This window comes from Acidobacteriota bacterium (assembly GCA_039028635.1).
Classification (GTDB): domain Bacteria; phylum Acidobacteriota; class Thermoanaerobaculia; order Multivoradales; family JBCCEF01; genus JBCCEF01.
Window position 1 is genome coordinate 51,312 of the sequence record JBCCHV010000012.1, and the last position, 21,408, is coordinate 72,719.

General features: G+C 66.1%; 13 protein-coding genes. 7 read left to right on the top strand and 6 right to left on the bottom strand.

Annotation, left to right across the window (positions count from 1 at the left end; translation table 11 throughout):
• Positions 1-25 precede the first annotated feature (25 nt).
• On the bottom strand, positions 26-1,909 hold the full coding sequence (locus AAF604_07280; protein ID MEM7049444.1) for a sulfatase-like hydrolase/transferase: 1,884 nt from the start codon (positions 1,907-1,909) through the stop codon (positions 26-28).
• A gap of 131 nt (positions 1,910-2,040) precedes the next feature.
• On the opposite strand from AAF604_07280, the gene AAF604_07285 reads away from it, so the two are divergent.
• On the top strand, positions 2,041-2,580 hold the full coding sequence (locus AAF604_07285; protein MEM7049445.1) for a hypothetical protein: 540 nt from the start codon (positions 2,041-2,043) through the stop codon (positions 2,578-2,580).
• 120 nt (positions 2,581-2,700) lie between these two features.
• A complete protein-coding gene (locus tag AAF604_07290; GenBank protein ID MEM7049446.1) occupies positions 2,701-7,488 on the top strand; it encodes an NAD-glutamate dehydrogenase in 4,788 nt (1,595 codons plus the stop codon).
• A gap of 11 nt (positions 7,489-7,499) precedes the next feature.
• Here the strand turns inward: AAF604_07290 and AAF604_07295 are convergent, their stop codons facing one another.
• The 3 genes from AAF604_07295 to AAF604_07305 all read right to left on the bottom strand — a co-directional run bounded on the left by AAF604_07295 (position 7,500) and on the right by AAF604_07305 (position 9,352).
• Positions 7,500-8,126 carry a class II aldolase/adducin family protein gene (locus tag AAF604_07295; GenBank protein MEM7049447.1) on the bottom strand — a complete coding sequence of 209 codons (627 nt, stop codon included), beginning with the start codon at positions 8,124-8,126 and terminating at the stop codon, positions 7,500-7,502.
• 40 nt (positions 8,127-8,166) lie between these two features.
• The gene (locus tag AAF604_07300) at positions 8,167-8,610 is read right to left on the bottom strand and encodes a helix-turn-helix transcriptional regulator (GenBank protein ID MEM7049448.1); all 444 of its coding nucleotides are present in this window, start codon (positions 8,608-8,610) and stop codon (positions 8,167-8,169) included.
• A gap of 289 nt (positions 8,611-8,899) precedes the next feature.
• Positions 8,900-9,352 (bottom strand): helix-turn-helix transcriptional regulator, encoded by a 453-nt coding sequence (locus tag AAF604_07305; GenBank protein ID MEM7049449.1) that lies wholly within the window; start codon positions 9,350-9,352, stop codon positions 8,900-8,902.
• 445 nt (positions 9,353-9,797) lie between these two features.
• Between AAF604_07305 and AAF604_07310 the strand changes: the two genes are divergently transcribed.
• Both AAF604_07310 and AAF604_07315 read left to right on the top strand, forming a co-directional pair.
• Positions 9,798-11,681: a DUF3857 domain-containing protein gene (locus tag AAF604_07310; protein MEM7049450.1), complete on the top strand. Its 1,884-nt coding sequence runs from the start codon at positions 9,798-9,800 to the stop codon at positions 11,679-11,681.
• Positions 11,662-13,464, top strand: a complete 1,803-nt coding sequence (locus AAF604_07315) for a transglutaminase family protein (GenBank protein ID MEM7049451.1) — start codon at positions 11,662-11,664, stop codon at positions 13,462-13,464. Before AAF604_07310 ends, AAF604_07315 begins: the two co-directional genes overlap by 20 nt.
• 66 nt (positions 13,465-13,530) lie before the next feature.
• Here the strand turns inward: AAF604_07315 and AAF604_07320 are convergent, their stop codons facing one another.
• Both AAF604_07320 and AAF604_07325 read right to left on the bottom strand, forming a co-directional pair.
• The gene (locus AAF604_07320) at positions 13,531-16,338 is read right to left on the bottom strand and encodes an alpha/beta fold hydrolase (protein MEM7049452.1); all 2,808 of its coding nucleotides are present in this window, start codon (positions 16,336-16,338) and stop codon (positions 13,531-13,533) included.
• A complete protein-coding gene (locus AAF604_07325; protein MEM7049453.1) occupies positions 16,311-17,987 on the bottom strand; it encodes a DNA mismatch repair protein in 1,677 nt (558 codons plus the stop codon). Before AAF604_07325 ends, AAF604_07320 begins: the two co-directional genes overlap by 28 nt.
• Positions 17,988-18,004: 17 nt before the next feature.
• On the opposite strand from AAF604_07325, the gene AAF604_07330 reads away from it, so the two are divergent.
• The 3 genes from AAF604_07330 (at position 18,005) to AAF604_07340 (ending at position 21,324) form a co-directional block, all read left to right on the top strand.
• On the top strand, positions 18,005-18,724 hold the full coding sequence (locus tag AAF604_07330) for an FkbM family methyltransferase (GenBank protein MEM7049454.1): 720 nt from the start codon (positions 18,005-18,007) through the stop codon (positions 18,722-18,724).
• Between the two features lie 124 nt (positions 18,725-18,848).
• A complete protein-coding gene (locus AAF604_07335; GenBank protein MEM7049455.1) occupies positions 18,849-20,615 on the top strand; it encodes a DUF5050 domain-containing protein in 1,767 nt (588 codons plus the stop codon).
• 55 nt (positions 20,616-20,670) lie between these two features.
• On the top strand, positions 20,671-21,324 hold the full coding sequence (locus AAF604_07340) for an LON peptidase substrate-binding domain-containing protein (GenBank protein ID MEM7049456.1): 654 nt from the start codon (positions 20,671-20,673) through the stop codon (positions 21,322-21,324).
• The last annotated feature ends 84 nt before the right edge of the window (positions 21,325-21,408 follow it).

A 21,408-nucleotide genomic window follows, 5' to 3' on the forward strand; every position in this document is an offset into this window, starting at 1 on the left:
GAGCACGGATCTTCTTCCGCAGCTCCTAGGGCTCCGGGAAGGGCGGCTGGCCGCCGGCGATTTCTTCGGCGGTCAGGCTGAGGGCGTGAAGCTCGAGGCCGGTGAGGTGGCCGATGAAAGGCCGGTCGCCCTGCGCGTCGTTGCCGAGGTAGAGGCGGGACCGGCTGGCGCGCACTCGCCGGGCGCCGTCGTGGCTCTCCACCTGCAACTCACCATCGAGGTAGAGACGGTAGCTGGTCGGCGACTGCGACCAGCCGTGAAAGGTCACCGCCACTCGCGCGGCGATCCCGGGTTGCAAGGACCGTCGACTGGACAGCTCGCTGACTCGGTCCTGCTCGTCCCTCACCCGCAGGCGCAGGCGGCCATCGGCCTCGAGGGTCAGCTCCCAACCGTCGCCACGCTGCATCAGCACCCGGTCCTCGCCGAGGATCTCTGGCGTCACCGTGACCAGGGCAGTGAAGCTGCCATCGGCGATGTCGAGCTGCGGATGGTCGGCGATCGCCACGGCACCGCCGGTGAGCTCGAAACCGCCCGCTGTGGCCTCGCTGTCACCGGTCAGCGAGTCGACCTGCCAGGGAATCCGCCCCACCTGGCGATGCCAGGCCCAATAGCGATCCCACAGCTCGCGGGCCTTGGCGCTGGTGCCGAGATCGTTCTCGGTTCGCTCTTGGGGGGCGTCCGGGCGGAGGTCGAAGAACTGCACCCGATCACCAAAGAAGAGCAGCTTCGAGCGGCCTTGGCGGACCGCGAACTGGTCCTCGATGCCGCTTGCCGGCCGCCAGCGTTTGCCCTGTCCTTTGGCGGTCCAGAACAAGGCCTCGGGGCGCTCCCGGTGGCGGTCGCGGGTCAGCACCTCGAGGAAGCTCCGGCCGTCCCCCGGGCTGGTGGGAGCGCCGGTAGCGGTCGCCACCGAGGCAGGCTCCGTGAGGTCGTCGAGGGTGGGCAGGAGGTCGAAGGCCAGCACCACCGAGTCGTTGACCCGGCCGGCGGGAATGCGCCCCGGCCAGCGGGCCAGGAACGGGACTCGGATGCCGCCTTCGTAGAGCTGGCCTTTGAAGCCGGTCAACGGACCGTTGCCTTGCGGGTGGGCGCCGCCGCCGGCGCCGCCGTTGTCGCTGGCGATCATCACCAGCGTGTCGTCGGCGATTCCGGCTCGCTCGAGATGGTCGAGCAGGCGGCCGAGCTGGTGGTCGAGCTGGCTCACCATGGCGCCGTAGCGGCCGGCGGCATCGTCGGGATAGGCCGCCAGCCAGGGCTCGTCGGCCTCCCAGGGCTCGTGGGGAGCGTAGTGCCACAAAGTGAGGAAGAAGCGTTCGTCGGTCGCCACCCAGCGGTTGATCATCGCGGTGGCGGCGTCGGTGAGCACCTGGCTCGAGTGGCCGCGCTGGGAAGTCGCCTCGGCGGCGCCGTCCCAGGTCAGGGGCAGATCGAAGTGACCGTCGGGGTTGGTCGGCAGCCGCGCGCTGCGCTCATAGCCCCAGGCCGCCGGCAGATACTCCGGTCGGCTGTCGCCAAGATGCCACTTGCCGACATGGCCGGTTCGGTAGCCGCGCTGGCGGAGCAGCCGCGGCAAGGAAGGGCTGGTCGGCAGGCCGCGCTGGGAGCGAGCGCCGATCACCCGCAGCAAGCCGTAGCGCTGGGGATAGCGACCGGTGAGCAGGGCGGCGCGGGTCGGCGAGCAGACGGCGGCGTTGGCGTAGTACGAGCTCAATGCCATGCCCTGGCCGGCGAAGCGGCGGAGCCGCGGTGTGTCGATGGCGGTGCCGTCGAGGTCGCCGTAGCCAAGGTCGTCGAGCAGCACCAAGACGATGTTCGGCGGCGGTCCCCAGCGGTCCCGGCTCGAAGCGCAAGTGGCGAGCAGGACGCCGAGGATGGCGACGGCGGCGAGGCGGAGGGCGGACTGGGTCATGGCGGTGCTGGCGGCAACTATGACTACTCTATCGTCGGGTTTGGGGACTCCGAGGCGTTGTCTCGGAGGAGCGGTCGCAGAGGTGGGGGCGGCGGCATCTCCGACCACTACTTCTGTGAAAAACTCCGTCCATGACGACCCGTGCCTCGAGTGTCTTCCTGTGCGGTGATCTCGCCCCCGGTTCGCTGGCCGCCGTGCTCGCGCCTTGGGGGCTCGAGCTGGTGACATTGCCCGCGGGTGCGGATCTTCCCGGCAGCTTTTGGGGCGCGCCGGAGGCGGGTATTCGGGGTGAGCAGGTCTTCGTGCGCGCCGACACGCCGGTCCATTCGGCCCTTCACGAGGCTTGTCATCTGGTGCTCGCCACCCTCGAAGGCCGCGGTCCGATCGACACCGATGCCGGGGGCGACTATGCCGAGGAAGATGCCGTCTGCCTGCTTCAGGTGCTGCTCGCAGGCCGGTTGCCGGAGGTTGGTGAGGAGCGCCTGATGGCCGACATGGACGCCTGGGGCTACAGCTTCCGCGAGGGTTCGACGGCGGCCTGGTTCGCGGGTGACGCCGACGACGCTCGTCAGTGGCTCAACCGTCGCGGTCTCCTCGATCCGGACGGCAAGCCGGTGCCGCGGTCGGTGTTTGCTGGCGTGGGGGTTCTCTCCCGCGCTGGCCTCGTCTAGAATCCAGTCCCGATTGGCGCGGCGCTTTGCCGCGGGTATCGAAATCGGCGAAATTCCTGGCGTTTCCTACCACCTCACCTCCCACCACGAGGCTTCCTCCCCGCCTCCCGAGGGTCCCCCATGAGTCCAGCCAAGGATCGTAAAGGACAACGAATTCGCGAGCTGATCGAGCTCTTGCAGCAACGCTTGCCGGCCTCGGAGGCCACCAAGGCGGCTCACTTCGTGGAGCGCTACTTCGCGTCCGTGGCGCCGGAGGATGTGCTGGCGGTGGCGGTGGACGCCCAGCTCGCCTCGGTCACCTCACTCTGGCGCTTCGGCAAGGTGCGGCAGGTCGGCGAGGCCAAGATCCGGGTCTTCAATCCCGAGCTCGCCGAGCACGGCTGGCAGAGCGAGCACACGGTGGTCGAGATCGTCAACGACGACATGCCCTTCCTGGTGTCGTCGGTGACCGGCGCCCTCAACCGGCGCGGGAGGGCCCTGCACCTGGTCGGCCACCCGATCGTTCGCACCCGCCGGGATGACCAGGGGCGGCGCATCGAGTGGTTCGACGACGATGCCGAGGAGGGGCTCGCCGAGTCGTACATTCACGTCGAGTTCGATCAGCTCACCAACGCCGCCACCCTCGACCAGATCGCCCGTGAGCTCGAGCGCGTGCTGGCCGATGTGCGCTCGGCGGTCGACGATTTCGATGCCATGGCGGGCAAGGTCGACGAGGCCCTGATCGAGCTGGCGCAGAGCTCGCAGATCTTCTCCCCTTCGGAGGCCGAGGAGGCGACCAGTTTCCTCACTTGGTTGAAGCAGCACTTCCTGTTCCTCGGCTATCGCGAGTACGACCTCGTGGAGGAGGACGGCGAGACCTACCAGCGGCTCGACCTGGAAAGTGGATTGGGCATCCTGAAGACGGTGAGCGAAGCCTCCCTCGAGCGCTCGCGACGGCCCCTGTCGCCGGACGCTGCGGCACATGCCCGCGAGCCCGTGCCGCTGTTCCTCACCAAGACCTACAATCGTTCGAAGGTCCATCGCCAGGTGCACATGGACTACATCGGCGTACGGCGCTTCGACGAGGCCGGAAGGGTCTATCGCGAGCGCCGCTTCATCGGCCTGTTCACCTCCGAGGTCTATGACGAAGGGGTGCGACGCATCCCGCTGGTGAGCCATCGCGTGGCGCGGGTGGCGGAGCGCGCCGGCTTCAGTCCCGGGAGCCACGACTCGCGGGTTCTGCACCACATCTTCGAGGCCTTGCCGCGGGACGAGATGTTCCAGATGACCGACGACGAGCTCTACGAGCTGAGCGTCGGCATTCTCCATCTCCAGGAGCGCCAGCGCCTCGCCCTGTTCGTGCGCCGCGATCCCTTCGAGCGCTTCGTGTCGTGCCTGGTCTATGTGCCGCGGGATCGCTACAACACGGAGCTGCGGGAAGAGATGGCGCAGTGCCTTGCGGGTGCCTTCAACGGCCGTCTGCGGGCCTTCGACGTGCGCAGTGGCGATCTGCCCCTGGCGCGCGTGCTGTTCACCATTCGCACCCAGCCCGGCAAGGTGCCGGAATGCGACGTCGAGGCCCTGCAGAAGGAGCTCGAAGGGGCCTCTCTGACATGGCAAGACCGCCTGCGCAGCCACCTCGTCGAAACCCACGGCGAAGAGGAAGGCCTGACCCTCTTCGCACGCTGCGGAAGCTCCTTCCCGGCCGCCTACCGCGATCGCTTCGACGCCGACACGGCGCGCCAGGACCTCGATCACCTGGAGCAAGTGCTGGCTTCCGGCGAGTTGCGCATGAGCCTCTATCGCCTGCCCGCGATGGCGGCCAACGAGATGCGGTTCAAGATCTACGCCGCCGGCCGCTGGTTGCTCTCGGACATCCTGCCGATGTTCGAGAACATGGGCCTCAAGGTGGTCGCCGAGGAACCCTACGAAATACGCCTCAGCGGCGAAGAGAGCTCCGTCTGGCTGCTCGACTTCGAGCTCGTCACCGCCGATGGCTTCGAAGTCGACCTCGAGGCCGATGGCGGACGTTTCCGCGAAGCCTTCGCTCGCCTGTGGAACGGCGAGGTCGAGAACGACGGTTTCAACCGCCTGGTGCTCGCTGCCGGCCTCGGCTGGCGCGACATCATCGTGTTGCGCGCCTATTGCAAGTACCTGCGACAGATTCGCATTCCTTTCTCGCAGCAGTACATGGAGGAGACGCTGGTTCGCAACCCGGAGCCCACCCGGCTTCTGGTGGACCTCTTCCATGCCCGCTTCGATCCTGCTCGCGGTGCCCTCGGCAAGGAGCAGGCGGTGGAGCTGCGGGGTCGCTTGCGGCGCGCCCTCGGTCGGGTGACGGTGCTCGACCAAGATCGCATCCTGCGGCGCTTCGTCAACCTCATCCGGTCGACTCTGCGCACCAACTTCTTCCAGCTCGGCGACGACGGCGAGGCCAAGGACTACCTCGCCCTCAAGCTCGATTCGCGGTCGGTTCTCAAGCTCCAGGAGCCGCGGCCGGCCTTTGAGATCTTCGTCTACTCGCCGTCCGTCGAGGCGGTGCACCTGCGTGGTGGCCGGGTGGCCCGCGGCGGCGTGCGCTGGTCCGATCGGCGGGAAGACTTCCGCACCGAGATCCTCGGCCTGGTGAAGGCTCAGCTGGTCAAGAACGCGGTGATCGTGCCGGTGGGCGCCAAGGGTGGATTCGTGGTCAAGGGATCCAACGAGCCGACCCCGGAGGACGGTGTCGAGGCCTACCGCACCATGATCCGGGCGCTGCTCGACGTCACCGACAACTTGGTCCAGGGAGAGGTGGTGCCGCCGTCCCAGGTGGTGCGCCACGACGGCGATGATCCCTACCTGGTGGTGGCGGCGGACAAGGGCACGGCGCGCTTTTCGGACGTCGCCAACGGCATCGCCCTGGAGCGCGGCTTCTGGCTCGGCGATGCCTTCGCCTCGGGCGGCTCGGCAGGCTACGACCACAAGGCGATGGGGATCACCGCGCGCGGCGCTTGGGAGTCCGTCAAGCGCCATTTCCGCGAGCTCGGCCGGGATATTCAGAGCGAGGACTTCACCGTCGTCGGGGTCGGGGACATGTCCGGCGACGTCTTCGGCAACGGCATGTTGCTGTCGCGCCACATCCGCCTTCAGGGAGCCTTCAACCACCTTCACATCTTCGTCGACCCGTCCCCCGATGCGGCGACTTCGTTTGCTGAGCGTCAGCGTCTCTTCGCCCTCCCGCGGAGCTCCTGGGGCGACTACGATCGGGCCTTGCTGTCGCCCGGCGGCGCCATCTACGAGCGCTCCGCCAAGAGCGTCGAGCTGACGCCGGAAATTCGTTCCCTGGTGGGACTCGAACGTTCGTCGGTGACTCCCGACGAGCTCATCCAGGCCTTGCTCCGCTGTGCCGCCGACCTGCTCTGGTTCGGTGGGATCGGCACCTACGTCAAGGCCCAGGGAGAGACCCACGGCGCGGCCGACGACCGGGTCAACGATGGCCTTCGAATCAACGCTTCCGAGGTTCGCTGTCAGGTGGTCGGCGAGGGTGCCAACCTCGGCTTGACGCAGCGCGCCCGCATCGAGCTCGGTGCCGCCGGGGTGCGCCTCAACACCGACGCCATCGACAACTCCGCCGGCGTCGGGACCTCCGATCACGAGGTCAACATCAAGATCCTACTCGCCGACGTGGCCACCCGCGGCGACCTCGACGGCGAGCAGCGCAACGCCCTGCTCGAAGCCATGACCGAGGAGGTGGCCGACCTCGTCCTGCGCGACAACTATCTGCAAAGCCAGGCGATCACCGTCGAGCAGGCGCGGGGTCCGCGGGCCCTCGAGGCTCAGGAGGGGGCGCTGCGCCAGCTCGAGCAGGTGGGCCTTCTCGACCGCGAGATCGAGCTCTTGCCGGACGACGCCGAGCTCGACCGTCGGCGGGCCGCGGGCGAGGCGCTCACTCGGCCCGAGCTGGCCGTCTTGCTGGCCTACGCCAAGATCTTTCTCTATCGCGAGGTCTTGCTTTCCGAGCTGCCCGACGATCCGGCGATGGCGGCGGATCTCGCGGACTACTTCCCGCGGCCCCTACGCGAGCCTTATGGCGACGAAATTCAGAGCCACCGATTGCGCCGCGAGATCATCGCCACCGATCTCGCCAATAGCCTGGTCAATCGCGTCGGTCCGACCTTCGTCAGCCGCATGATGTCGGAAACCGGCGCCAGCGCTCCGGAGGTTGCCAAAGCCTTCGTGGTGGTGCGCGATGCCTTCGATCTGCGCTCCCTGTGGAGCGCCATCGAAGCGCTCGATCTGGCGGTCCCGGCGGCGGTCCAGCTAGCCCGTTTGCGCGAGGTCGGGGCCCTCCTCGAGAGCACCGTGCTGTGGCTGCTGCGGCGAAATCCGCACGGCCTCGGAGCCCTCGCCGGTCGCATCGACGAGATCCGTCCGCAGGCCGCCGAGCTGCTCGGAGCGGGCAGCGACCTGTTGCCTCCGGCCTTGCGCGAGGGCGCCGACGAGCGTTGTCGCGAGCTGGTGGCGGAAGGTCTGCCCGAGCCTCTGGCGCAGCGCATCGCCGGGTTGCGGGTGGTGGCGGCGGCCTGTGAGCTGGTGGCGATCGCCAGCGACGCCGAAGTGCCGATCCTGGAGGCCGGCCGGGCCTACTTCGAGCTCGGCGCTCGCCTCGGTCTCGACTGGCTGCGTCGGCGTGCCGCCGCCCTCGGCGAGGAAGATCCCTGGCAAAAGGCCGCCGCCGAGGCTCTGGTCCAGGACCTCCAGGCGCATCAGGGCATGATCACCCGCCGAATCCTGACCACCGGTGCGGATGGCGAGACCTGGCTCGCCGAGCGTCGGCCCCAAGTACGGCGCTTCGACGAGCTCCTCGGCCGCCTGCGCGAGGCCCCCGAGGTCGAGGCCGCGATGATGACCGTCGCCAGCCACCACCTGCGCCTGCTCGCCGAGAGCTGAAGGGTCGGGGGCTACTCTCGGCTGTCTTGCCAGGCCTTGGCGAGAGCGGTGACGAAATGGCCGCCGGCCTCCTCGGCGGTGGCGCCGTAGGCCAGGACGCCGTCTTCATGGCCGGCCATGATGATCAGGCCGCTGTTGCCAAAGGCCGGCTCTTCGGCCAGGGCTCGAGCCAACTCGACGGTGCCGTTGAGGGCGTCTTCGGGGGTCGCCGGCAGGCCTTGGGTAAGGCCCGAGCGCCAAATCTCCGGCGAGTGACCGTGGAAGACGGCGCCGATGGCGGGGTCGCGCTGGTAGAGGGCGCCGTGACTCAGGCTCTCGCTGGAGGGCAGCGACGGACCTTGACTGGTGAGTCGATTGGCGGCCAAGTCCCAGCCATCGACCACCACCAGGTCCGACTCCGAAGCGGCTTCGAGATGAGACGTTTGGGAGGCGGTCACCAGGAAGCTCTCTGAGCCCAGGCGCAGGCTGAGATTGCCGTAGGCGAGGCCCTCGTAGCGCTCCGGTTGGCGGCCGATCAGGCCGAGCCTCTGGAGGACGCGCCGCCAGGCGAGCAGCGGTGCCACCGCCGCCATCGCTTCCTTGTCGAGGGGGCGCTGGCGGTGGTCGGCGCGAAACTGGAGGACCCCTTCACCAGGCATGGCCTGGCAGTCTACTTCCTCTCTCAGCTTCGGAGGCCGGCTAGTCTTCGGGATCGCCGTTGTCGCGGGAGTCGTCCATGCTGTGGTGCATGAAGCGCATCAAGCGGTGGAAGCCGCGTAGCATCTCGAGGAAGGCCTGCTCCTGTTCCGGGGGCAGGAGGCGGTCGACGCTCAGGATGCGGTAGACATCGAGGGAGGGTTCGCCGAAGACGTCGCCGGAGGGACCGGCGCCGCGGCGCGCCATGCCGGCGTAGGGCTTGCGCTCGGTGACGATTAGCAGGGCATCGTGGAGGTCCGCGAGGTCGACGCCGAGGGCCTCCATGATCTTCTCCAGGGTCTCGAGCGAGGGTTTCTGCTTGCCGGTTTCGTAGGCCGACAGCATCGCCTTGGTGATGCTCGCCGATTCCGCCACCTGGTACTGGCGTTTGTCTTGCTTGGCGCGGAGCCAGCGCAGGGCTTTTCCGAGTCCATCGAAAACGGGCATGGCTGCAATCTACTTGCTAACCGCCTTCGTGGCAAGATAAACCCTTTTAGATCAGAGACTTACAGTCTCGACAAATGTTCCCCTTGGAAATAACAAGGTACCGCCTCCTCGCGACAAAAGGTGCGCTGCGTTGTCGAGGGTCGCGCACAATTTTCGACAGGACGGATATGCCGAGGATTATCCGCAGGCGCGAAAATCTGTCCGCCCGTTGAGCGGCGGGGTAATCCGCAGGGTGAGAGCCTTGGGCGCGATGCCGATGTTTGGCATCGGCATCACCGTTGAGAGGCGGTCAGGGCAGGCCGCGGCCGGTGCGAATGGCGGTGCGGTACATGTAGCGGGAGATCTGGCGAAAGCCGTGGATCATTTCCGCGAAGCCCTGCTCGAGGTCCGGCGGCAAGTCTTCTTCGACGCCGATGAAGGATTTGACGTCGACCCCCATCGCCTGCCCCGGGGCGGGATTGGCGGCGTACCCGAACTGCTGGGAGCGCAGGGGACGGTCGTTGACGACGTCGAGAGCGTCGTCGAATTTGCCGAGATGCAAGTCCAGTGCTTCGATGATCTTGCCGAGGCTGTCGAGGGAAGGCTTCTTCTCGCCGGTCTCGTAATTGCTCAGCATGGCGCTGGTGATCCCGGCGGCGAGGGCGAGCTCCTTCTGGCTCTTGCCTTTCTTCTCGCGCAAGAGGCGCAGAGCTTTACCGATGTTCTCGAAGCGCGTCATGTACACCAATGTAGCGACAATCATCGCCAGAAGCAACCGTAAGCCTCGTGGTTTCAGAGGGTTAGAGCCTTAGTTCGTGTGACTTACGGGGAAAAAATTTTTTGGCAAGGGATAAATTTATCCTCGAATGGTATGAGGGCGTGATGGTCGTTTTCCAGGTAAGAAATTGCGGAAGGCGAGAACAAGGGGAGCTCGTATTCTCCGATTCGGAGTGGTCGTCGAGTCAAGAAATCGCCGGTGCTGGGGGAGCAGGGCCGCCTGGCGTAGACCGTTCGTCTCGGAAGAGGTTCCGGGACTCGCGCCACACTTCACCTCTATAATCTTGACGAATTTTATGGATAAATAGGTATTCTGTCCGTCTTTTCGGATAGGCAAATGACGAAAGCTCTCGGTGAGGTCTATGAGACTGACCACTCTCAGGGTTGACCGGAAGTGGGCCGCCCTCGTTCTCGGGGTTTTTCTGCTCCTCATGCCGGGGGACTCCTCGGCTGCGCGGGAATTTGCTCCCGTAACTGCAGCCGAGCGAGCCTTGGAATCGGTTGCTGGCTTCCCTTCGGCGCCTGGAGTCGTGCTCTTCGAACGGGGCTATTGCCGATTTCGAGACGATTCCCGACACAAGACGTCGCGGCTCGAGGTCGAGGTGCGGATCAAGATCCTTGATCCGAGGGGCGTCGAAATCCTCGGAGAAGTCGAGATCGAGCATGACAGGAGCCGGCGTCTGAGCGAGCTTGAGGCGCGAGCGGTGCACCCCGACGGTCTGGTCGACATGCTCGGTCCAGAGTCCATCTTCGAGGAAGCGAGATCTCAGCTTGCGGGTCGGTACGTGACGAAGATTGCTTTTCCAGGCCTCCGGGTGGGGTCGATCATCGATTACCGATACACCCTTCAGTGGAACAGTTCATGGTGGCTTGAACCATGGATATTCGGTCGCGAGATTCCGACTTTACGGTCTGAAATCACCTATGCAGTACCGGAGGATCTGGGCGTCAAGCCATGGCCACGGGTAGTGCCTGGGGTGTTCGTGAACGGAGCGAAGGACAGAACGCCCGAGGGGCGGATTCTTCGCTTCTGGGTTGAGAATTTGCCTCCGATTCCCGAAGAGCCGCTGTCGCCTCCGGCGGTCGACGTTTCCACCCATGTTGTCCTGCTACCGACCGAAGTCGCTGCGACCGGCGGACCGCTTCCCTTGATGGGTAGCTGGGAAAGCTCGTTGGCCATGCTGCGTCGTAGCCACAAGGTGGCGCAGAGGGACAACAGAAAGGTCCGCCGTCAGAGCAAGAAGATGGTGCGTGAGCTGTCCGGTACTCGGGAGCGTGTCCAGGCCCTTTGGCGATTCGTTCGGGACGAAGTTGACACCTCCGGTAGCTGGGGAGTATTCGCCGGCGAGCCGACACTGGACGAAGTTTTCGAGAACAAGGGAGGGCCGGCCGCCCACAAGGCTCTCCTGTTACATGAAATGCTGGAAGCGATCGATGTCCCGAGCAAACTCGTCCTGGTGGCGAACCGGAGACTTGGTGAGATCAATCGAGAGATGCCGAACCCGTTTCAGTTTCTGCACGTGCTGGTCTTGGTCTCGCTCGAGGACCAACCACTGTTTCTCGATCCCGTGAACCGGTTTGTGGACTTCGGAGAGATTCAGGCAGGGTTCGAGGGCACTCCCGGTCTGGTTCTCCCTAATCGAGAACCGAAGTTTGTGGAGCTGCCGAGGTCGTCGGCCGAGGACAGTGAACGGTTTGCTCGGACTCGGTGGAGTATCGATACTGCCGGCGGGGTTTCGGGAGTTGGTGAGCTGCTTCTTACGGGTCACGAAGCTGCAGCGCAACGATTGCTCGACCTTTTCGGAGATTCAGAGGAGCGCTGGTCCGAAGTCTTGAGTGAGAATCTTCCGCGCTTCGAGGTCTTCGAGATTTCGGTCTCGGAGACCTCGCTCAAGGGTTATCAGGTGAGCTGGAGGGTCCGTCTGCGGGACGAGGAGATCTTGGGCGATGAAGTTCGATTGCAGCCAAGTAGGCCCCTTGGGCTGACCATCCAACCTTTTGTCCTGCCGCCTCACGAAAGGCGCACGGCGGTGAGGCTCGACTTCGCTCGCACCGAGAGGCTCGAATCGACGATCACCTGGCCTGAGGGCTGGTCGATGACGGCGATTCCGGAAGACCACTTTTCGGCGAGCCGAGTTGGCAGGTCGAGCCAAAGTGTCGAGCTCGACCGGGTCGGGCGCCAAGCCACCTGGGTCCGTGTCGTGGAGATCAGGCAGCCCGAGGTCGATCCGGGAGGCCCGTATGCCGCGCTTCGGCAGCTCTATGAGGCCACGGTGCAGGGAGATGCTCAGGCTTTTGTTCTCTTGGCGCAGTAGTTTCTGGATCGTCGCCCTGATAGCGCTCGGCTGGTCGGTGCACGGTGCCACTGTTGTCGAGCGGTCCGTTGCCATCGAGATCAGGGGTGACGGCAAGGTCAGGGAGCACGAGAGTCTTCGAGTGCGGATCGAAGACCGGCGAGACTTGGCTCTCTGGCGCCAGCACAGGGTCTACCTCGACGATCACCGGAAACTGGTCTCTGCCCGAGGCTTGCTCCGGATGCCCGATGGCGAGGTTCGACGAGGGCGTCGCAAGAACCAGGATCGGGTCAAGCTTCCGAGTGGAAACTTCCACGACTCGAGCCAACTTCTGATCATGAGTTTTCCGGAGGCCGTAGTCGGTTCTGTTCTGGAAGTGAGGACCGAGGTCGAGATAGAGCCCTACTATCCGGTCGAGTCGGTGCTGCTGTCCGGGGAGTTGCCAGTGGAGAACCTAACAGTTCGCCTCGATGGTGGAGGCCCCTCTTTATACTGGAAAATCGAGGGAGATGCTGATCCCTTCGATGTCCAAACCCTCGAGAACGGCGGGCTTGAAATCTCGACAACCGGGCTGAAGCCGGCTGCGGATGGGCCCTCGGTGTTGCGATATAGCTGGGCCAGTGATCCGACCTGGGAGCGAGTTGGGCAATGGTATCGAGAGCTGCTTTCAGGCGTCCCTGAAGGTGGCCCTGAAGTTGCGCGACAAGCCAGAAGCCTGCTGTCAGACAGTCCACGGTCAACCCTCGAGGAGCTCACCCGATTCGTCCAGCAGAGCGTGCGGTATGTCGCAGTCGAGGTCGGAATCGGTGGGTTTCAGCCGTCGCCGCCGAGGCTGGTTCTGAAGCGTCGTTGGGGGGACTGCAAAGACAAGTCGATGCTGCTCATGGAAATGTTGCGAGCGGTCGGAATCGACGCCTTTCCAGCACTGGTTCGCGCTCGCCAAGATGCCGTCGACGAGGACTTTCCGTCCCCGACACAGTTCAACCACTTGATTCTCGCGGTGCCGGCTCGGCAGCTGGCGACAGCCTCTGGAGATGCCGTTGGAGGCGGTTATCTGTTCGTCGACCCTACTCAGTCGATGGGAGGTAGCCGCTGGCTGAATCCGCTGCTGGGCGGTCAACTGGCTCTCGTGGTGGGATCGTCCATCAACGATCTGGTTCAGATCCCGGTTTCGGCGCAGGCAGAGCGCCGGGAGCTCGAGGTGAACCTGACGGTCGATTCATCAGGCGATGCCGTCGGAGAGTTGGTCCTCAAACTGCGGGGGCAAGCGGCTGTCGAGCTTCTCTCGGCAGGGCCGCCTGACCAGATGCGAGTCACTGGACGTTCGTTCGTGGAACGTCGGCTGTCGGGTGTCGAGATCGATCGCCTCGATTGGCTGTCGAAGGATGACAACGGACCCTTTGTAGAGCTTTCGGCCACCGTCCGCTGGTCCCGACTGCTCATTGGGCACGGTGGAGAATTTGCTCTCCGGATCCCGGGCTTGCGTCTCACTCCCGAGAGTCGCCGGTTGGAGAACGAGGTCGGAAGTGTCGCGCCCGGGCAGCTGGGTTCTGTCTTCGACGTGACTTTGCCTTGGCCTTGTCAGGTGGCGGCGCGACGATCGGTGGATTCGGGAGATTCTCCTTTGGGTCGCTTTCAGCAGACGATTGTTCAGTCGGAAGCGTCGCGGCTTCGAATCCATCGAGAAGGGTCTCTGCATCGCCGCTGGCTCGGACCGTCTGAGGTTCAAGCCCTGCGTCGGCTGATCGCAGTCGAGAACCGAAACCTATCCCGCAGCCTCAGGCTGGCTTGCAAGGTTCCGTGAGCTGCGCAGCCTTCTGATGTCGTGAGCGCCGCCTTTGAGGGCGGGACGACTCGGCTTTCGAGAGCCTCAGTCGTCGTCGATCAAGTCGTTCGCCATCCGGGCGAGGGCCGCGGCGAGCTCGTCCGGCTTTTCGAACATCGGCCAGTGGCCGACTCCGGGGAGCACCTCGGCCTCGAAGCTGCGCGTGTGCCGGCGGTTGGTGGCGTGCTCGATGGGGTCGATCGGGGAAGCCACCAGCCGCAGGTCGAGGTCGGTGCCGGCGAGTGCTGCCGGAGCGTCGTAGGTGATGATCGACTGTAGGGACGAGACGCCGACCTCGAGCGGTCCCTGGCCGATGTTGGCGGCGACGCGCTCGACCACCTGGCGATCGGTGGCGGGGTCGAAGTAGGGGCCGACGGTGCGCTGCACCTGGGCCGCGAAGTCGGTTTCGAGGGCTTCGAAGTAGGCGGCCATCTGCTCCTGATCGAACTCGCGTTCGAGGTTCTGCAGCGAGTCGACGGCGATCAATCCCTGCACCCGGTCCGGTCCCAGCCGACGAGCCGCTTCGATCATCACGAAGGCACCCATCGAGTGGCCGACCAAGATCGGCTGCTCGACCTTCTCGGCGCGCACCACCGCTGCGACGTCTTCACCGTAGGCTTCGATGCTGAAGACGTCCCGATTCAGGCCCGACAGGCCGTGGCCGGCGAGATCGACGGTGATCATCCGGAAGGCGCCGGCCAGCCGGTCGACGGTCGACTGCCAGAAGGTGGCGTCGCAGCACCAGCAGTGAATCAAGACCAGGGTGGTGTCGCCCTCCCCGTGAACGCCGTAGCGAATCGGCACGCCATCGGGCGAGAGCGCGGTTTTCGGAGGCGTTTCGCCGAGGATTCGGGCGGTGGCGTCGAGCAGCGGCTGGGCCGAGAGCGGCGAGCCGACGGCTTGACGCATCCAGGCATCGGGCGTCAGTCGGCCGAGGCGCGAAATGCGCTCGAACTCGGGCCCCAGGGGACCGCCGAGGGAGCGGAAGTGCTCCTCGATCTGGAAGGCGATGAGATGGCCGAGGGGGTAATCGGGAGTGTAGAGGGCGGCGTCGATCATGTGCGAATAGACGGCGAGAAGAGGGACATCGCGAACTCCGAAGAGGTCGGCGAAGTAGTGGTTCCAAACTTCCTCGGCGATCGTGACCACCGCTTGCCGCAGCTCCCCTGGGGTGGCCTCCGGATGGTCGTAGAGCCAGCGCCAGACCTTCATGTCGACCAGCGCCACCCCGGCGATTTCGCGGGTCGACCAGAAGGTGTCGAGGATCGACTCGTCCCGCGCGCCGGAGCCACCTCCGTCGGCGAGGCCGAGCAGCTCGAGGTCGCGCTCCTGGAAGACAAAGGCGAGGGCTTCCGTGAAGGCGGTGTTGGGCACCCCCTGGAGGAGGGTGTGGTCGATGGTGGTCATCGAGAACACCTGCTCGACGTTGTGGCCGAGCTCGTGGACCGCGATGTTGTAGCCCTTGTAGTCCATGCCCTGGGCGCCGATGCGGGTGCGCAGATGGGCGTTGTCGTCGCGCCGCGAGGCGCCGTAGGCGTGGCCGGCGCCGCGCGATGGCTCGACCACGATGTGGCTGGCCGCCAGCTCCGCCGTCTCCCCGGTGAAGCCGAGCTCGCGCAGGATGCGCGGGATGTCGTCCGCAAAGGCATCGGCGGAGGGATAGCGCTGGCGGGTGAGGCGGTCGAGCTCGGCTTCGTCCTGGCCGCCGCCGGGCTTGAAGCCCGGGTACCAGATGTCGAAGGGTTCGAGGGGGCGGCCGAGCCGGTCCGATACTTCTTCCGCTACTTGACGGCCGAGGGGCGAGCTGAGCACGGCGTCGAACAGGGCTTCGACCTGCGCTTCGGGAATCTCGCGGTTGGACTGGAAGCGGCGAGCGATGAAGGTCGGCTGATCCGGTGAGTAGGTGTCCGCGGCGCGCTGGGCGCGGAAGATCTCGAGCCAGTGGCGATAGCGCTCGTCGTTCTCGCGGGCGTTCGAAGGCTGGCCCTCGGCTCCGGTCGCCAGGGTGACCCGATTGGCCACCGGGTCCCAATCGAAGCGCGGGTCATCGATCACCACCGCTGGAATTTCCTGGCGCACGATGCGCTCGAAGACCTGCTGGATGAGGCGCTGTTTCTCGAGGCCTTCAGGGTCGGCATAGCGACCCTTGAGCTCGTCCCGCAGGCCCCAGTGGCTGATCAGCCGCAGACCTTCCGGAAAGGGCCGCCGGCCGTCCGCCGTGAGGAGGTGGTGGAGGTGGATGTTGTAGCCGTTGATGTAGCTGTCGGCGGCCGACATGGCGGCGGTGATGCCCTGTTGAATCTGCGCCGGCACGCGGCTTCCGAAGCCTCCCGTCAGTCGGCGCTCGGCCCATTCCCGGCGGCTCCAGCGGTCGCCTTCGGCGAGCCGCTCCTCGAGGGTAGAGCGCGGGAAGTTGAGCAGGGCGATGAAGGCCAGCTTGCTGGCGTAGAGGTCTTCCGTCAGGTGCGCCGAAGGGTTGAAGGCGGCCAGCCGGTGGTCGATGGCGAGCAGTGGCCCGATCTCGAGGTCGACGCCGCGGCGCAGATCGCGCACCATCGAGGTCATGTAGCCGTCGATGCGTTCGCGGGCCCATTCGAAGCGCTCGAAGGTGGCCTCGAGCTGGTCGCCGCGGGGCAGGAACTCGGCGACGACGAACTCCGCCAGGTCGCCGTCGGAGTCGGTCCAGGCGGCAGCGACCTGGTCGACGCCGCGCTCGATGCGGTCGCGTTCGGTCTCGCCATGGAGCTCGAGGAGGCGATCGATGGCGGACTGCTGCGGCGAGTCGGCGAGGAGCGGAGCAGCGCTCGCCAGCAGCAGAAGAAGGGTCAGGAGGCGGGTGGTTTGGCGGAACATGGTGAGTCCTCGCTGGGTACCTTCGCCGTGCGCTGGTCCTGGACCAGGGCGGCGAGCTTTTCGGAGGTGACGCCGAGGCGGCGGGCGGTTTGTGCCGCCAGCGAGCTGGTCGCCACCCCCGAGAGGAATTGATAGGTCGGTCGGTCGGCGGCGTCGATCTCGGCCTGCAGGAAGGTCAGGCCGGGCACCGGCGGTGCGGCTTCGAGGCGGCGAACGAAATCGAGAAAATGGCTGCTGATCAGGGCCAGGGGCGCGAGCTCCTCGAGCAGCTCGAGGACCATCGCGATGATGTCCTCGGCCTCCGAGGGATTGGTGCCGGAGCAGAGCTCGTCGAGGATCACCAGGGAGCGGGAGCCGACCGATTCGAAGAGGGTTCGAATGCGCACCAGCTCGGTCCCCAGGCGGCCTTCCGACTGGTCGGCGGCAGCGTTGTGCAGCAGGGAGGCGAAGAGCCCGTCGACGAGCGGCATCTGGGCCTCGGCGGCGGGCACGAAAAGGCCGCTTTGGGCGAGGATCTGGGCCAGGCCGACGGCCTGCAGCAGGCGGGTCTTGCCGCCCGAGTTGGGGCCGGTGATCAAGGTGGTGGTGGCGGTGGCGGCCTGCAGGTGGTTGGGGGTCGGGGTTTCGCCGCGGGCCAGCAAGAGGGGGTTGAACAAACCTGACAGGCGGAGGGCGTCGCCCCCCATCGCCGGCAGGCAGACCTCGAGGCCACGTTGGCGGGCGCTTTCGGCGAACTGCAGGGCGGTGAGGTAGACCTCGAGATGGCCGGCTACCTGGACGATCGGTCGCAGCGCCGGTGCGATGTCCTGGTAGACCCGCAGGACCAGCCGCTTGAGGATTTCGACGCGGTCCGGCCGGTAGCCGCGCAGGGCCATCTTCAAACGCAGCCAGAGACGCCGCGCGAAACCGTGATGGAAGCGGTTGGCGGTGTCCTCGAGGAGCTCGGCGACGCGCAGGTCGCGAATCTTGCCGTCGGCACCGAAGTCGACGTCGATGCGCAGCCGGGCCGCCCGGTCGTGGTGGTCGAGGAGGGCTTCGAGGATGCGGAACTCGCGGCTGGCGCGGGTCGCCCGCCCGGCTTCGTGCAGCCGCCGCAGGCCGGACTGGGCTTCGGCGAAGTCGTCGACCATGGCGCCGACCAGGCGACGCAACTGCTTGAGGATGTCGAGGCGGAAGAGAACCGTATCGAGGCGCGCGCCGGAATTCGGCGCTTTGAACATCGACACCAGCACGATCAGTTGGCGATAGAGCTGCCGAGCCTTCTCGGCGAGCTGGGGCCGCGCGACCAGCTCGCCGAGGATCTGCTGGCGGAACTCCACCGCCGCCAGGTCGGTCGGAGGATTGGCCAGGACACGGCGGAGGAAGCGCTCGTTGACCCGGTAGCGATGGCCATCGAAGGCCAGGGTGAGGGATTCGCGAACGAAGTCTGCGAGGAACAGGTCGTCGGCGAACAGCCGGCCGTCCCAACGCGATTCTGGGAGGCCCGTGTCACCCATGGCGCGGTCGAGGTCGGCGGCCTTCTCGCTCCCCAGGAAGGCGAGCTCGAGGATTTCCGAAAGCAGGTCGCGGTCGACCCCGGGGCCGCCCTCGAGGGAGAGCAGATCGGGCAGAGGCGGGGCTTCGGATTTGGGCTGGGGAGCCGCCGTCATCGCGGTAGAGTACCAAGATGCTGACCTCCCTCAGGAGGTGGGTTCGGCGCTCCTCCGGCGAAGGCGATTCGCTGGGCTCCCTGCCCGCCTTCTTCGCCGGCCTGAAGGGGCGCGGCTTCGCGCCGCGCCACGTCCTCGACGTCGGGGCCAATGAGGCTTCTTGGAGCCGTACCGCCAGCCGGTTCTTCCCCGATGCCCGCTTCACCCTGATCGAGCCGCGGCGAGAGATGGCGCCGGCCCTCGAGAAGTTCTGCGGAGAGTCGCCGGGTCGGCGCTGGATCGCCGCCGGCGCCGCTGGCCGCTGTGGCGAGTCGGTGCTGGCGGTGGCGCCGGATGGCGGCAGCTCGTCCTTCCTTCCCGGCGCCGAAGGCGCGGCCGCCGTCGGCTGGGAGGCGCGCACGGTACCGCTGGTCACCCTGGCTTCGGTGTGCGACGCAACCCAGCCGCCGCCGGACCTGGTCAAGCTCGACGTCGAGGGCCTCGAGCTGGAAGTGCTGGAAGCCGCCGGTCCGCTGCTCGGCGAGAGCGAGCTTTTCGTCCTCGAGACCTCCTGGTTTCGCTTTCGCCCGGAGCAGCCGATCTTCACAGAAGTCGTGGCTTTCATGGATAATTACGGCTACGTGCCCTACGACATCTGCTGGTGTCTGCGACGACCCCGCGACGGCGCCCTCGGCCTGGTCGACGTCGCCTTCGCGCGGCGTCATGGCGCGCTGCGGGTCTCGAACGGTTGGGAGTGAGCCCGTTGAGAGTGAGCCGCTGCGAGCGGGTAGAGGTTCCGTCGATCTTCTCGTAGAGAGCTCCTCAGCGCCGAGTCGTCTTGGTTCCGGGAGAGGAAACGGAAGTTCTTTTGAGGTGAGCGACATGGCTGAGCTTCGGACCTGGCAGGCCGCCCTCCTGGCGGCCTCTACCCTTCTCGTGGTCCCACCCGCCGAGGGCGGTGACTTTCTCTACTGGGCTACGAACAATGACCTTCAGATCTTCGAAAGCCGGCTCCCGGACGAGGCGCCGGAACGGGTGGTCGCGAGTTGGGAGGTCGACGGCGTGGTCGTCGATCTGGCCGGCGGTCGCCTCTACTGGAGCGAGGATTTCAAGTCGGAGGAGATGCGGCTCTTCGCCGGCGATCTCGATGGCAGCAATCGGCAGCTGCTGTGGGAAGGTCTCGGCAATGTCGAGGATCTCGAGCTCGACGCCGCCGGCGGCTGGCTCTATTGGACCAACGAGAGCGGCACCCTCGATCGCGTGGCGACCGACGGCTCCGCCTTCGAAAACCTGCTGTCCGGTCTCGACGAGCCGGGAGGGCTGGGATTGGATCCGGCCGGCGGCCATGTCTATTACCTGACGGATTCGCTGAAGACCCTCAATCGCGCCGATCTCGACGGTTCCAATGCCGTTGCCCTGACGGTTGTCAACGACTCCACCGTCGAGGTCGAGGTCGACGCCGCCAACGGCCATCTCTATTTCGGTGCCGGTTCGAGCGTTGTCGGCATCGTGCGGCGGGATCTCGATGGGCAGAATCCGATCACGGTGCTCACCGGAGAGGTGCCGTCGACCCTCGAGCTGCGCCAAGGGGACATCTACTTCGTCGCCGTCGATCGTTCGCTGCAGCGGGTCGGCACCGACGGTTCCGATCTCACGGCGCTCCTGCCCTCGACCAACTTACCGCTCTCCAGGCCCTTCGATGTCGATCTCACCAACGAGTACGCTTACGGCGTCGGGACGACGGATAACGACAATGGCCTCGATCGCGTCGAGTTCAGCCTCGAGGTCGTCAATCGCACCTTCCTCGTCGAGCGCTTTTCCGACGAGGGTCACGATCTGGCGGTGGACGGCGCGACCGGTGATCTCTACTTCGCGGAAGGCGACAACGGGACCCTGATGCACCAGCCTCGCCAGGCCGACGAAGCCAGCCTCCTGATGACCGGCGAGAGCACCTTGGTCAACTCTCGAGGCATGGTTCTCGACGCCGCCGGGGGGCGCCTTTACTGGGCGAAGAACTCGCCCGTCGGAACCGGTGGTGGCATCTACTCGGCGACCACCGCGGGCACCGGGTTGACGACCGTCGTGCCGGGGCTCGAGCGGCCTCACGACCTCGCCCTCGACGCCACCCAGGGACACCTCTACTGGGTCGATGGCATCGCCGACAGCTCCTCGCCGGTGGCGGCGATTCGCCGCTCCGATCTCGACGGCAGCAACGTCGTCGACATCCATCTCGGTGAGAGCTCCTCGATCCGCGGTATCGACCTCGACCCGACGGCGGGTAAGCTCTATTGGACCGATCACGACTGCGACTGCATCCATCGCTCGGACCTCGACGGCATGAACCGCGAGACCATCCTGGACTCGTCCGACGGTCTCGCTCAGCCTCATGATGTGGCCGTCGATAACGCCGGCGGGATGCTGTACTGGACCGAGGGCGTCGGCGACGGTTCTGCCCTCGGTGCGCGCATTCGCCGCGCTGGCCTCGATGGCTCGAATCCGGTCGACGTCCATAGCAACTTGCCGATCAGCATTCGAGACCTGCTGGTGGCTCGCGTGAGCTTCATCTTCACTGACGGCTTCGAGTCCGGGGACACGACCTCCTGGAGCAACACGGTGATGCGCTCGGCGGCTCCGGGGCACGGGCGCTGACGGCGAGCAGATTGGGAGGTGACCTGGCGGGTCGGCTCGTGGAATCATGGAGGCGATGGCTGAGCCCCTGCCTTCCGTCTTCCCGGTGTTCCCGCTGACCGGCGTCCTGCTCCTGCCCAGCAGCTTCTTGCCGCTCCATATTTTCGAGCCGCGCTACCGCGCGATGGTCGAGGACGTCGCCGAGGAAGATCGGGTGATCGGCATGATCCAGCCCCTTGCGCCGCGCCAGGACAACACGCCGCGGCCCGGCGACGAGGGACAGCGGCCGGACCTCTACGAGATCGGCTGCGCCGGCCGTATCGAGCGTCTGGAGCCGCAGACGGGAGGCCGCTTCGTGATCGTGCTGCGCGGCGTCAGCCGCTTTCGCGTGCGTCGCGAGCTCGAGCTCTGCCGGGGCTACCGGCGGGTGGAAGCGGACTGCTCCGAGTTTTCGGCCGATCTCGAAGAAGATCAGGTGGAAGTGGATCCTCTGCCGCTGATCGCGGCCCTCCAGGAGCGTCGACCCGGGGAAGTCGATCTCGCTCAGCTCGAGCAGCTTCCCGGCCACACGGTGGTCAATGGTCTGGCGGCAGCCTTGCCCTTCTCTCCAGCGGAAAAGCAGGCGCTGCTGGAGGCCGACGGCCCGCTGGCGCGCCGCGATCTCCTGACCTCGCTGATCGCGATGGTCGGCGAGCGCTCGAGCCCGGATTCGGACGGAGTCGTCCACTGAGCCGTCCTCGGCGTCGCGCCGGTCGTACCCCCGGAGGTCACTGATCTCCCAACCGGTCCATGGCGATCTCAAGGGCGTCAAGGC